A 12249-nucleotide genomic window follows, 5' to 3' on the forward strand; every position below is an offset into this window, starting at 1 on the left:
GACGGGGCATCCCAACGCTCATTCGCGAAGGTGTTGATCTAAAACGAGTTGATCTAAACCCTGTTGATCAAACAGGAACGGGTTGTTCGATGATGCCGGTGGGCACATCGGCGAACATCACGGAGGAAAGGTAACGCTCGGCAAGGTCCGGTAGGACCACCACGATCGTTTTGCCAGCAAATTCATCCTGTTGGGCGAGGCGAATGGCCGCTGCGGCCGCGGCGCCACAAGAAATCCCTACTAGCAGGCCTTCCTCTTGGGCCAAGCGCAGGGCCATTTCGATCGATTCCTCATTGGTGACTTGCTCCACGCGATCGACCACAGAGAGATCGAGATTCTTGGGAATGAAGCCGGCGCCGATGCCCTGAATTTTGTGGGGGCCTGGCTTGAGCGCCTCGCCATTCATGGTTTGGGTGATCACAGGGCTGTGGCTTGGCTCCACGGCGACCGAGGTGATGGCCTTGCCCTTTTCCTGTTTGATGTATCGCGAGACGCCAGTGATGGTGCCGCCGGTGCCAACGCCGGCGACCAAGACATCGATCGCTCCATCGCAGTCATTCCAGATTTCAGGACCGGTGGTCTTTTCGTGGATCTCTGGGTTAGCGGGATTATCGAACTGGCCAGGCATGAAGTACTTGGCAGGATCGCTATCCGCAATTTCCTTGGCCTTGGCGATGGCGCCAGGCATGCCCTTGGCGGCTTCCGTGAGAATCAGTTCGGCACCAAGCACGGCCATCACCCGTCGACGTTCGATCGACATCGATTCCGGCATGGTGAGAATCAGCTTGTAACCCCGAGCTGCCGCCGTGAAGGCGAGGGCAATTCCTGTATTCCCTGAGGTGGGCTCCACGATGGTTTTGCCTTCGCTGAGAACACCGCGCTTTTCAGCGTCCCAGATCATGTTGGCGCCGATCCTGCACTTCACGCTGTAAGCCGGGTTGCGGCCTTCGATCTTGGCCAAAACGGTGGCCTTGCAACCCTTGGTGACGTGGTTAAGGCGAACGAGCGGGGTGTTGCCGATGGCTTGGCTGTTGTCGGCGTAAACGCGGGACATGAGGCAGGAATTATTTTCTAGAAATTTAATTGCCATTAATGGCACGTCATTCCAGCTTCAGGCCTTGTTAAGACTTCAATGTCTGTTGACATGGCTTTGTCTCAGCAGACCCACTCATTTTGTATTCGATGAACAGTTGCTATGCGTCTTTTTTGGCGTGCGCTTTGGTTGTTGTTGCCCCTGCAGCTGTTCGGGCTGAGTCAGACGAGCAGGAGCGTGGCCCCTACCTGCGACTCGGTGTTGGGATGCAATGGCCAGAGAGCAGTGAGCTGAAGGATCAGAGTTGTTCCAGCAGCAACCCACCCGCCTTATTTGGCTGTGGGCAAGGGGACGACGGCAGGAGCTTGGGGGCCTACGGCGGCTTTGAGCAAACCCCCGTTGTGGATGCTGCCTTTGGCTATCGCTGGGCTTCATGGCTGCGGACGGAAGCGCTGCTCAATTGGTCGCCCCAGCTCAGCTTGTCCAGCACTAGCAATTTTCTTGGTCGGGGCTCCAACCAGCCGGTGAGTGCTTCCGGGAATGCCCTGGCGGGGTTTGGCGTGGTTTACGTGGATGGACCTGAGCTTGCCACCGTGCGCCCTTACATCGGAGCCGGTCTGGGTGCTGCCAGTACGTCCCTCGGGCAGGTCACCTATCGCATTCCAGCGATTTCAAAGGATGCGGTCACGGTGACCTCTGGGGGGAGCTCCACGTCATTGGCCTATTTGCTTACGGCTGGTGTGAGCATCCCTGTCAGCGAGAGGCTGGACCTTGACCTGGCCTATCGCTGGACCGATCTGGGAACGGTGAAAACCAATGCAGGATCCGCCAAAATCGTGCGTCCTGCAGGCCGATCCAGCCTCAAGATTGCTGGCACTCAGATTGATCTTCAATCTCAAGCCGTTCTGGCGAGTTTGCGTCTGCGTTTTTAGTGGCCTAACGAGACAGGGCGCGTTCAAACCGTTGCCAAAGCTCCTCAGGCTGTTCGAGTCCGACCGAGACGCGCAGGAGGTGAGCGGGAACGCCGCAGTCCTCAGCCCAGGCCAGCTCGTCGTAGTGAGCCAAAAGCACATAGGGGCACACCAAGGTGAACGGTGTGCCCAGGCTTGGCCCTTTGCAAACCGATAACGCGTCGTAAACGGCTTGGGCCTGATCGCTCCCGCCCTTGAGCTCAAAGGAGAGCAGACAACCATGTCCGGCACCTGGGCGCAGGAGGCTATGGAAGTTGGCGCATTGATCGGGGTAATACACGCGAGCCACTGCCGGATGGTTGCTGAGTCGCGCAGCTAGAGCTTGGGCATGGCGATTGAGTTGGGGAACGCGTGCTTGGACATCGCGGCTTCCTTGTTCCAGGGCGATCACATCGGCATCGCCAAGGGCGACGAACCCTGTGATTGATCGCTGATCTCGGAAGGTTTGCTCCCATGGGGACCAAGGGCTCACGACCAGGGATCCAGACAAGACATCACCACGGCCGGCAAAACTTTTGGTGAGGGAACTGAAGATCAGGTCTGCATAGGGCAGGGGATCAATGTTCAAGCAAGAGCCAATCGTGTCGTCTGCGATCACTGGAATCCCGCGGGCATGCGCTAAGCGGGCGAGGGTCGCAAGATCCACGCACTGAAGCAGTGGATTGCTGGGTAGCTCCACGATCACAGCGGCCGGATCGATGCGATCAAGAGCAGCTTCTACAGCTGCGTTGCTGGTTTCCAGCAACAGTTCGCTGCCAGCAAACACCACCTGAGGCAGCTTCAGCACATCCACATAAGGAAAGCCGATTTGCAGGGTGGGGCGTCCTGGCCGCATCGCCGTGACCAATTGAAGAGCGGTGTGCAGAGCCGCCATCCCGGAGGGATGCAGGCTCAACTGTTGGGTGTCACATCTATAGATAGAGGCCAGTCGTTCGATCACAAGAGCCTGAGCTTGATCAGCGCTCCCGGCTGCTGGTGCTGCTTCCTTGCTCAAGCCGATCGCGGCCCGTCGCGACGAGGCTCCTAACCCAGCGTGTTGCCAGAAAGCCTTGGCATGGGGGCTGGCTTCAGCGTTGGCAATCAAGACGGCGAGTCCGAGTTGATCCACGATTTGGGTGGAGGCATGGGGAGCCACCCCATGGCAATGGTCCTGGGCGAGCTGGGCGGCAGCTCTGTTGGGGTAGGGCCAAGCACTGGATCCAGCCGACGCCATGCCGGCAGGCAGCATCGCTAGGGCTTTGCGGGCAACCTCCGCAACCAAGGGATGGAGCGCAAAGCGTGGATAAAACGCTCGCAATTGCGAGCGGCATTGCGGATCGTTGTCTTCGTAGGCGATGACGTCGCGCCAGCGCGGTAAGGCCACCGATACGGCGTGGGTGCTGTCAGGCAAGGGATGGCCGAGGTCCTCGCCTTGCCAGCAGGGATTGCGCAGGAGATCGCGGGGACTCACGGAAGCAGGCTGAGGGCGTGGTCAAGATCGATCAAGAGGTCCGTGATGTCTTCGCAGCCAAGCGATAGACGAATCAGTCCGTCGCTGATACCTAAGGCGGTTTTGATCTCGGCAGAAACGGCGGCGTGGGTCATGGTGGCTGGATGGCAGATCAAGCTCTCAACTCCGCCAAGGCTTTCGGCCATCGTGAACCAACGCAGGGCTTTACACACGGCATAGGCCTGTTCACGGCTCGCATTTAATCCAATCGTCACGATCGCTCCGCCTCCCTTCATCTGGCGCGAGGCCACAGCCCTCTGTGGATGATCGTCTCGTCCTGGGTAGCGCACCCACGAGACGGCGGGATGGGATGCCAAATGATCTGCCACCGCAGCGGCATTCGCCATCTGTTGGTTCAGGCGCAGAGGCAGCGTTTTGATGCCTCGGGTGATCAGCCAACAGTCGAAGGGTGAGGGCATCAGCCCCAACGCTTTTTGGGCAAACACCATCTTTTGGTGCCAGCTGGGCTCATCGGTGCAAACCGCACCGCCGAGGGCATCGGAATGGCCATTGATGTATTTCGTGGTGCTGGTGAGGGACAGGGTGGCGCCGAGTTCCAGAGGACGTTGCACCAAGGCGGTCGCGAAGGTGTTGTCGACCACGACGGGGACGCCCGCGGAGCGGGCAGCGCTGCAGACCGCATCGAGGTCAATCACCTTGAGCAGTGGATTGGTGGGACTCTCCAGCCAGACCATCGCTGGCTGCCGCTCAATGATGCGGGCTGCCGCATCGGGGTTGGTGAAATCCACCCATTCGGTGCGCACCCCAAACTTGGCAAACACCTGTTCGAACAAGCGCACGGTGCAGCCGTAGAGGTTCTCCTCGCAGAGCACCAAATCTCCCTGGCTCAGGGTGGAGGCAATCGCGGTGATCGCACTGACTCCTGAACCAAACACCGTGGCATGGCTACACGCCTCTACGGAGGCCAACACCGTTTCAAGAATGCGGAAGTTGGGGTTGCCCGAGCGGGTGTAATCGAATCCGCCTGGGTTGCCATGCTCAAACGTTGAGGTGGCGTAGATGGGTGGCATCACCGTGCCGGTTTCGCTCGCGAAGCTTTCGCCGTGGTGAATGGCCCGGGTGGCTGTCGCCGGTTCTGGGACAGGACGCTGCAAGGCGTTGATGCGATCTAGTTCAAGGCTATTCAACGGCCTGTTGTTAGAGGGTCTGGCTGGCCTTCAAGATGAGGATCGGTGAAGGAGTGTTGATGGGCGCAACGAATACGAAAGATCTAAGGCAGTTGTTGTTGCCTTTTTTCGTGAATGGCACAGATCGGCGCGCGCTTCAGCTGTTTATCGCTCTGATGAGCTCGGTGATTGTTGTCTCCCTTGGCTTATCAGCCTGGACCATCTTCATTGCGAATGGTCTGATCACTCATTTCCTTCCAGCCGACTTGATCACTGGTTTGAGTGTGATGGTTGATTTTGCTGGCTGGCTTGTGAATAGCCGCGCCTTAGCTGTGCTCACGGTGTTGTCAGTTTTGGCGGCTGGTTTCGCTGCATGGCCTCTTCGGGGGATGGATACCCGTCGGCGTGTGGCTTGGTTGTATGTACTGGTTATTTTTTGGTTTTTGTTGGTTGTAAGCGCACTCTCAGTTCTTATAACTTACTTTTTTAGGGATCTGACCAATTCATTCGTAGCGAAAGATGTTGCGGATTCTCGTAGGGGATTGGTTCAGATTTTTGTCTTGTTGTGTGTTTTTGTTCCGGCGATTTATGTCTATAGCTTTACCAAAAGTGCGTTTGCTAATTTTTGGCGTGAAGCGATGACCCTGCGCTTTTTTGGTGGTTATTTGGGCGGGAGATTTTTCTACCGGCTGAGCTCTACTGGCTCAGTTGATGGCGTTCCGATTGATAACCCTGATCAAAGGATTGCGCAAGATATTGAAAAGTTCACAGAGAAAAGTTCTGAGTTGTTTTTTGAGCTGGTTGACTCTTTTGTTTCGGCTGCAAGTTTCGCCGTCGTCTTGTTCACTATTGATGCGTGGATTCTTTTATATGTAGTGGTGTATGCGGTCTTCACGACTGGTCTAATCACTTTTGTTGGTAAGAAACTTGTTCAGTTGAATTATATTCAATTGATGCTAAACGCTGATTTTCGCTACTCTTTGACGCGTGTTCGAGATAATGCTGAGTCGATTGCTTTCTACGGCGGTGAAAGGAGCGAATGGGCGCGAGGTATCGATGCATTATTTGCCGCCATTGGAAATCAATATCGTGTGATTCGATTCAGTTCAGTGGTAAAGTCTATTTCAGTTGCATTCAGGAATTTTACCTACCTGGCTCCTTATCTTTTGCTTTGGTCTGTTTACTTTAAGGGCGAAATTGAGTATGGGGCTTTCATTCAAGTATCAATGGCATTCGGGTATGTGACGCGAGCTTTTAGCTTTGTTGTGGATAATTTTCCTGATATCGCCAATTTGCTTTCCAATGGCCAACGCCTCACAGAAATTGGTCATGGTTTCGATCTCAGCGCAGGTGATCTCGAGACTGGCCCTTCCTTGTCTGCATCGCATTCAGCTCCCGAAGCCAATCTGCTAGCTCCTGGGGTGATGATTCATGTGGAGTCCGCCACGCTGAAGATTCCATCCGAAGAGCGCACATTGGTGCGAAACCTCAGCATCGATCTCGATCAGGAGAGTCGTCTTCTTGTTGTGGGTCCATCGGGATGTGGGAAAACCTCGTTGCTGCGGATGTTCAGCGGCCTTTGGCCTCCCGCTTCTGGAGTGGTGGCATCACGGGGATTTCGAGAGGGGGTGATCTTTGTTCCGCAGAAGCCCTATGTGTTTTCAGGCTCCTTGCGCGAACAGCTGCTCTATCCAGATGTTGAGTTGGATCTCAACCAGGAGCGGATGTACACACTGCTCGACTCGGTCTCTCTTTCCTCCGTCCACCAGACCCTTGAGTCATCGGAGGCGTTCATTGATTGGCCAAAAGTGCTCTCTGTGGGAGAGCAGCAGAGAATTGCCTTTGCGAGGGTTTTGCTGGCCAAGATGAAATTTGTGCTTCTCGATGAATCCACCAGCGCGTTAGACATCCCAACGGAACGGGCGGTGTATCAGCTACTCCGTGATGCTGGCGCTGGGTATGTGAGTGTGGGACATCGGTCTACTTTGCTGCCCTTTCACGACTCTGTGCTGGAGCTTGATCGTGACGGCGGCTGGAGCTTGTGTGATGCCCATGACTATGCCTTTCCGCAGGCTTGATGGTTTGCCTCAGGGCGTCTTAGCGTTCAAAGGTTGTTGGGATGCATCATGAAGGAAAGCCAGGTGCAGCAACGTGACAAGGATGAATGGCGTGATCATGTGCTTCAGGAGATTGTTGACTTTTTAAGTAAGAACAAAGAAGAGATTCATGGGCGTTATCTCGATCAACGAAGCGGCAAACTTCCACGAGATTTTATTGAAGAGAAAGGCTTGATGGATTTTGAATTGGCGATCACATTTCTGGAGGATAAGCCCAAGGGAATGGGGCTAGGCCTTGGCTTTTTCAAGGCGACTCTGATTCGCTGAATATAAGAAAACTTTCTTGATTCCTCCAATCAAGACGTTGAGCGATGAATGAGATGCTGTGTGGTTAGAGGTTAAAACCCCAAACCGATAAATAGTTCTTGATGCACAACATAGGTGTGGTACAAGGTTGTTCCGGCATTGGGCGAAAGTTCGATTCCATCACTGTTGAAGGCGATGTTGCAAATCAAGTTTCCTTTCCAGGCAATCTTGTCTTCACTTTGCTCTGCTGACCATTCCATCGCAGCGCTGAAATGATCAGGAATGATGGCTCCGATTTTTTCGCAGATGTCTGAAAGCCTGCAGAGGGCAGGGGGTTTGGCAGGTAGCGATAAACCTTTCCTTAGTATTAATTCGTCGATCACTCCTGTATATCTCACAAATTCGATGAATGCCTCTTCCTCTTCTGTGAGTGAGGCCTTGGAGAGTGCTTGATCAAAGAGATCGGCCGGAAGGACTGGCCTGGTTTTAATCATTTTGTTCAAACGCTTTGTTGCAGGGAAATGATTGTAGTAACCAGGGTTGGATTTTTGAATATCAATGGCTTCGCCCGTGGGTACGCTCTCGTTATTCAGTGCAAAGGGTTGTGTGTCATTGATTGCACGACCAGCAATTGTTTGCCACAGTACTTGGAAAGGGTCAATTCCATGGGTCTGAGGAAGTCACTTAAAAAAGCCATGGTTTATTTGCTTGGCGTTGTCGATGAGTACTGGGCGATGCGAGAGCCTAGTCAGTACGGCAAAAAGGATCCCGAATGTTCGATCTCTGCTGAGAGTCAGGACTGTGTGAGCAAGAGTGTGCCCCATTGAAAGCGTTGATAACTGATGAAAGAAAATGGTTATAGCGAAAAATATTGTGATTATTGAGGAGTCTTGTGGGGTTAGCGTTATAGTTCTGTTGAATTGAGAATTTCAGTTGAATCAAGCCAGTATCCGCCGATTTATATTTACTTTAATTACGGGCTATTTGGCGATTTTTGGTGTTCAGCAGATCCCCTATGAATTTCCCAATCAATGGGCTGTGTTGATTCCGGTTTTGATCGTTGTTTACATCATCACCGTATGGCTGGATGGAGTTTTCTTTAAGGATGATCAACCTCTTGAAAAGCTTCCTGCTTCCGTGACAAAGGCAAAGAAGAAGAAATCATCTAAGAAGTCGAATGGATTTGGCGATACTTAGAAAATTATTTGATTGGCTTGAAAGGTGTGTGTGTGGGCATAAAAAATCCTGCTGGCTTGATCTCCAAGGCCAACAGGAATAGACATGGATTGAGAACAGTCCCAGATCGAAATCTGGGCTTGAACATCAGACTTTTCTGGAGTAGTACTCAACCACTAGCAGTTCGTTGATCTCAAGGGCCACCCATTCGCGCTCAGCGCGGCCAACCACTTTCGCGCTCAGCTTGGGTTTGTCGAGTTCAAGGTGGGGAGGCACGTTGGCCAATCCTGGGAATTGAAGATTCGCTTCAGCGAGCAGTTTGCTGCACTTGCGTTCGCGAATGGCGATCACATCACCTGCCTTGCACTGATAACTAGCGATATCAGTGACCCGTCCATTCACGGTGACGTGGCCATGATTCACCAATTGGCGTGCGCCGGGCACGGTGGGGCCAAATCCAATGCGGAAACAAACATTGTCGAGACGGTTCTCGAGCAGTTTGAGCAGGTTGGTTCCTGTTGAACCTTCCTGAGCACGCGCTTTCTTCACGTAGCGCACGAGTTGACGTTCGGAAACGCCGTAGTTGAAGCGAAGCTTTTGCTTCTCTTCTAAGCGGATTGCGTATTCGGAGCGCTTGCGACGGGCTTGGCCGTGCTGACCGGGTGGATAGGACCGTTTTGCGGCCTTCCGGGTGAGACCAGGTAGGTCTCCCAAGCGCCGCGTGATCCTCAGGCGAGGGCCGCGGTATCTGGACATAGGAAAGAAGGGATGAAATGGTTCGCGCTCAAGCGAGAATCCGTCATGCTGGGTTTGTGGCCCGCACCGCGGAATCGCATGCACGAATCAAACATCTTATCTGCCGGCAGCACGCATCCCTTCAATCGGTTGGTAAGCGCGGTGATGCTTGCCCTGATCAGTTTCTATCGGCATTGGATTTCCCCTTTGATCGGCCCTCGCTGTCGCTTCATTCCCACTTGCAGTGCCTACGGTCTTGAGGCGATTGAGCGCCATGGTCCCTGGAGGGGCGGTTGGCTCACTCTGAGACGGTTGCTGCGTTGCCATCCCTTTACCCCCTGCGGCTGTGACCCCGTCCCCGATTGATTCCCGGCGACTTTTGCTTTACAGCAGGGTTGGTTGTTGTCTCTGTGAGGGGCTGGAACAGCGCTTGCGAGACCTCAATCTTGAGCGAGGCGTCCATCCCCTCAAGCTCGTTGTGGTGGACATTGATTCACCCGAATGTCCAGCGTCGTTGCGCGCGCGTTATGACCTCGAGGTGCCCGTTTTGGTCTTGGAGGACACCGAGCTCCCTCGCGTTTCCCCCAGACTGAGTGGGGATGGATTGCGCAACTGGTTGCAGCGGGTCTGCTCCACTGGGGCAGGTTCGGATTAGAAAACCCTTCTGTGGTGCCCCAGCGATGACCCAGACACTCCACGCCTTGCTTCATTCGGTGGGTTTGCCTGTCCCCCAGGGCTTGGTCGATGTCGTGATCGAATCGATCACCTGTGATTCACGTGGCGTGGGTCCTGGGAGTTTGTTCATCGGTCTTCCCGGCGGGAGGGTGGATGGAGGCAGCTTTTGGCCTAAGGCTCTTGCTGATGGCGCTGCCGCTGTTCTGATTGGCTCAGCCGCCGCCGCCGCTCAGCCTCCTGAACAAAGCGACGCTGTGGTGGTGGTGCCTGATCCAGTTGCTCTCTGGGCTGGTGAGCTAGCAGCAGCTTTTTGGAATCACCCCAGTGATCGCATCGGCTTGATTGGGGTTACGGGCACCAATGGCAAAACCACTACGACGCATCTGATTGAACATTTGAGTTCGGCCTGTGGACGTCCTTCTGCTCTGTTTGGGACCCTTCTGAATCGCTGGCCTGGCCACAGCGTGACCGCAACTCATACCACCGCTGTGGCTGATCGGCTGCAGGCTCAGCTCGCTGAGGCCTGTTCCGCTGGCGCTGAGATCACTGCCATGGAGGTGAGTTCCCACGCCCTTGATCAGCATCGGGTGGCTGGATGCCGCTTTTCTGGCGCTGTGTTTACCAATCTCACCCAGGACCATCTCGATTACCACGAGACGATGGCGTCTTATTTCGAAGCCAAAGCTCGCCTGTTTGCCCCACCGCTTGCCCCACCTCTGGTCGCTGATCGTGGAGCTCAATTTGTCGTGAATGTGGACGACCCTTGGGGAAAACAACTATCGGAGCGGTTGGGCGATCGTTGTTGGCGGAGTTCGTTGTCCGAGGGCTCAGTTTCCGCAGAATTGACGATGTCTGATTTGGTGATGGGCTCGTCTGGGGTTGAAGGCCGGCTGTTGAGTCCGATTGGTGAGGGCTCGTTTCACTCTCCACTGCTGGGTCGATTCAATGTGATGAATCTGTTGCAGGCCGTAGGGGTTTTGCTTCAGCAAGGTCTCCCTTTGGAGCCGCTCCTTGAAGCCATCAGCACATTCGGGGGCGTTCCTGGTCGGATGGAACGGGTTGTTGTGACCTCAAAGGGGGGAGCGCTGCCCACGGTCTTGGTGGATTACGCCCATACGCCAGATGGATTGCGCAGCGCTTTGAAGGCCTGTCGCCCTTTCGCCGACGGCAAACTGATTTGTGTGTTTGGTTGCGGCGGTGATAGGGATCGTGGCAAGCGTCCGCAGATGGCTGCGATTGCGGCAGAGCTTGCTGATGGGGTGGTGGTGACGTCTGATAATCCACGCACAGAAAATCCTCAACAAATCCTGGATGATGTTGTGAGTGGAATTCCTAGTGGAGCTGCGTTAACGGTGACCCTGGATCGAGCTGAAGCGATTGCGGAAGCGATTCAGAATGCTGGCTCACAAGATCTTGTTCTCATTGCTGGTAAAGGTCATGAGGATTATCAAATTCTGGGCACCGAAAAAATTCATTTTGATGACCGTGAACAGGCTTTAAAAGTTCTGCAAGATAAATTGAGCTCTTAAATCTCTAGCTTGGGTAATAGTAAAAAGCGGCTCCAAAAATCGAAAACATACCTAGGAGTAAAACACCTTCCAGCCAATTCGATTTTGCGTCCATATTCACAAGATTTACAATTAAGACGCTAAAGATGAGTGCGATGACTTCGAAGGCTGTGAAGTCAAGATTCATGGGCTGACCGATCACTGATCCAATAATGATCAGTGCTGGGGCGATTAGTAGGGCAACGAGCAAGCTGGATCCCATCGCTAAAGAGATCGAAAGATCCATTTGATTTTTTAAGGCCCCTTTAACGGCAGGCACATACTCCGAAAACCCCCCAATGATCGGAATGATGATGATTCCGGTAAATAGGGCACTGAAGCCGAGCTGTTCTGTGGCAGGCTCTAAAAAATGAACAAAGCTCTCGGATTGATAAGCCAAGCACGCCGTGCTAACGATTAATTGAATGATCCAGGGCACTAAGTTTGTTTTTTTTGCTGCTTCCTGAGGTGCATCAGCGTCATCATTATGGATGTGTTGGGGGTCAAATAAATGGCTATGGGTCGCGAGCGAGAATATTAATGTTAGGAAGTAAATGATAATAAGGACTGCCGCAACAGTCATTGATAGGCCATGAATTGCGACGGGATCATCGATTCCTGATGTGCTGATGAGGGATGCAGGTAGGGCCATCGCCATGACGGCTAAGGTCATGGCGGCACCGTTGGTGCGAACCATGGTTTCCTGAAAACTTTGTTCGCTGTATTTCAGTCCACCTACAAGCATTGCCACGCCCGTAACGAGAAGTAGATCGGAGAGAATCGCTCCAGTAATACTTGCTTTAACAACATCAATAAGGCCGAGCCTTAGAGCCGATAAGGCAATAATAAATTCAGCACAATTGCCAAATACTGCGGTGCAGATAGCTCCAATCGTTGGTCCGCTATGTTCTGCAATCTCTTCCGTTGCATCGCTAAGCAACAGGGCGATCGGAATGATGCCTGTCGCTGAAACAATGAAACAAAGCAGAGTTGGCCAACCCTGCATCGAGGCCAGCTGTGTTAGCCCCAGCATGAGTAGCGCTGGAATCAGCTTCCAGCGTCCGGATTGGACGAAGGCGGATATCAAGCTTTGGGGTATGAAATCGTCTGCTTTATGAAGGTCTGAGCGCATG

Annotated in this window: 13 protein-coding genes; 7 read left to right on the plus strand and 6 right to left on the minus strand. The window is 53.6% G+C overall.

Annotated features, from left to right (window positions below; translation table 11 throughout):
- Positions 1-67: 67 nt before the first annotated feature.
- A complete protein-coding gene (cysK, locus tag DXY38_RS02240; RefSeq protein ID WP_115070300.1) occupies positions 68-1054 on the minus strand; it encodes a cysteine synthase A in 987 nt (328 codons plus the stop codon).
- A 128-nt stretch (positions 1055-1182) separates the two neighbouring features.
- On the opposite strand from cysK, the gene DXY38_RS02245 reads away from it, so the two are divergent.
- Positions 1183-1965, plus strand: coding sequence for an outer membrane protein (locus DXY38_RS02245; RefSeq protein WP_115070301.1), 783 nt, complete (start codon positions 1183-1185; stop codon positions 1963-1965).
- Positions 1966-1969: 4 nt separating this feature from the next.
- On the opposite strand, the gene DXY38_RS02250 is transcribed toward DXY38_RS02245, so the two are convergent.
- Positions 1970-3454 (minus strand): PLP-dependent transferase, encoded by a 1485-nt coding sequence (locus tag DXY38_RS02250; protein ID WP_115070302.1) that lies wholly within the window; start codon positions 3452-3454, stop codon positions 1970-1972.
- On the minus strand, positions 3451-4608 hold the full coding sequence (locus tag DXY38_RS02255) for a PLP-dependent aspartate aminotransferase family protein (protein ID WP_115070348.1): 1158 nt from the start codon (positions 4606-4608) through the stop codon (positions 3451-3453). The genes DXY38_RS02250 and DXY38_RS02255 overlap by 4 nt, the downstream gene beginning before the upstream one ends.
- A 68-nt stretch (positions 4609-4676) precedes the next feature.
- Between DXY38_RS02255 and DXY38_RS02260 the strand changes: the two genes are divergently transcribed.
- Both DXY38_RS02260 and DXY38_RS02265 read left to right on the plus strand, forming a co-directional pair.
- On the plus strand, positions 4677-6698 hold the full coding sequence (locus DXY38_RS02260) for an ABC transporter ATP-binding protein/permease (protein ID WP_115070303.1): 2022 nt from the start codon (positions 4677-4679) through the stop codon (positions 6696-6698).
- A gap of 48 nt (positions 6699-6746) precedes the next feature.
- The gene (locus DXY38_RS02265; protein ID WP_115070304.1) at positions 6747-7004 is read left to right on the plus strand and encodes a hypothetical protein; all 258 of its coding nucleotides are present in this window, start codon (positions 6747-6749) and stop codon (positions 7002-7004) included.
- 71 nt (positions 7005-7075) lie between these two features.
- Here DXY38_RS02265 and DXY38_RS02270 read toward each other — a convergent pair whose 3' ends face one another.
- Complete coding sequence (locus DXY38_RS02270) at positions 7076-7477, minus strand: hypothetical protein (RefSeq protein WP_115070305.1); 402 nt, start codon at positions 7475-7477, stop codon at positions 7076-7078.
- Between the two features lie 439 nt (positions 7478-7916).
- Here DXY38_RS02270 and DXY38_RS02280 point away from each other — a divergent pair, with 439 nt between their 5' ends.
- Positions 7917-8180, plus strand: coding sequence for a hypothetical protein (locus DXY38_RS02280; RefSeq protein ID WP_038014737.1), 264 nt, complete (start codon positions 7917-7919; stop codon positions 8178-8180).
- A gap of 126 nt (positions 8181-8306) precedes the next feature.
- Here DXY38_RS02280 and rpsD read toward each other — a convergent pair whose 3' ends face one another.
- Complete coding sequence (rpsD, locus tag DXY38_RS02285) at positions 8307-8915, minus strand: 30S ribosomal protein S4 (protein WP_006854709.1); 609 nt, start codon at positions 8913-8915, stop codon at positions 8307-8309.
- Positions 8916-8993: 78 nt separating this feature from the next.
- Here rpsD and yidD point away from each other — a divergent pair, with 78 nt between their 5' ends.
- Genes yidD through DXY38_RS02300 form a run of 3 tightly spaced genes read left to right on the plus strand, consistent with a single transcriptional unit; the run spans position 8994 to position 11098 of the window.
- On the plus strand, positions 8994-9260 hold the full coding sequence (yidD, locus tag DXY38_RS02290; RefSeq protein ID WP_115070349.1) for a membrane protein insertion efficiency factor YidD: 267 nt from the start codon (positions 8994-8996) through the stop codon (positions 9258-9260).
- Positions 9241-9549: a glutaredoxin family protein gene (locus tag DXY38_RS02295; RefSeq protein ID WP_115070307.1), complete on the plus strand. Its 309-nt coding sequence runs from the start codon at positions 9241-9243 to the stop codon at positions 9547-9549. Before yidD ends, DXY38_RS02295 begins: the two co-directional genes overlap by 20 nt.
- Positions 9550-9574: 25 nt before the next feature.
- On the plus strand, positions 9575-11098 hold the full coding sequence (locus DXY38_RS02300; protein ID WP_115070308.1) for a UDP-N-acetylmuramoyl-L-alanyl-D-glutamate--2,6-diaminopimelate ligase: 1524 nt from the start codon (positions 9575-9577) through the stop codon (positions 11096-11098).
- Between the two features lie 4 nt (positions 11099-11102).
- Here DXY38_RS02300 and cax read toward each other — a convergent pair whose 3' ends face one another.
- Positions 11103-12248, minus strand: coding sequence for a calcium/proton exchanger (cax, locus tag DXY38_RS02305; RefSeq protein ID WP_115070309.1), 1146 nt, complete (start codon positions 12246-12248; stop codon positions 11103-11105).
- Between the last annotated feature and the right edge of the window lies 1 nt (position 12249).

Source organism: Synechococcus sp. UW179B, assembly GCF_900474245.1.
Taxonomy (GTDB): Bacteria; Cyanobacteriota; Cyanobacteriia; order PCC-6307; family Cyanobiaceae; genus Synechococcus_C.

Excerpts from the sequence above, each read along its gene's own strand:
- cysK (WP_115070300.1), bottom strand. The coding sequence starts at position 1,054 with ATGTCCCGCGTTTACGCCGACAACAGCCAAGCCATCGGCAACACCCCG.
- DXY38_RS02245 (WP_115070301.1), top strand. The coding sequence starts at position 1,183 with ATGAACAGTTGCTATGCGTCTTTTTTGGCGTGCGCTTTGGTTGTTGTT.
- DXY38_RS02260 (WP_115070303.1), top strand. The coding sequence starts at position 4,677 with ATGAGGATCGGTGAAGGAGTGTTGATGGGCGCAACGAATACGAAAGAT.
- DXY38_RS02265 (WP_115070304.1), top strand. The coding sequence starts at position 6,747 with ATGAAGGAAAGCCAGGTGCAGCAACGTGACAAGGATGAATGGCGTGAT.
- DXY38_RS02270 (WP_115070305.1), bottom strand. The coding sequence starts at position 7,477 with ATGATTAAAACCAGGCCAGTCCTTCCGGCCGATCTCTTTGATCAAGCA.
- rpsD (WP_006854709.1), bottom strand. The coding sequence starts at position 8,915 with ATGTCCAGATACCGCGGCCCTCGCCTGAGGATCACGCGGCGCTTGGGA.
- yidD (WP_115070349.1), top strand. The coding sequence starts at position 8,994 with ATGCACGAATCAAACATCTTATCTGCCGGCAGCACGCATCCCTTCAAT.
- DXY38_RS02300 (WP_115070308.1), top strand. The coding sequence starts at position 9,575 with ATGACCCAGACACTCCACGCCTTGCTTCATTCGGTGGGTTTGCCTGTC.
- cax (WP_115070309.1), bottom strand. The coding sequence starts at position 12,248 with ATGCGCTCAGACCTTCATAAAGCAGACGATTTCATACCCCAAAGCTTG.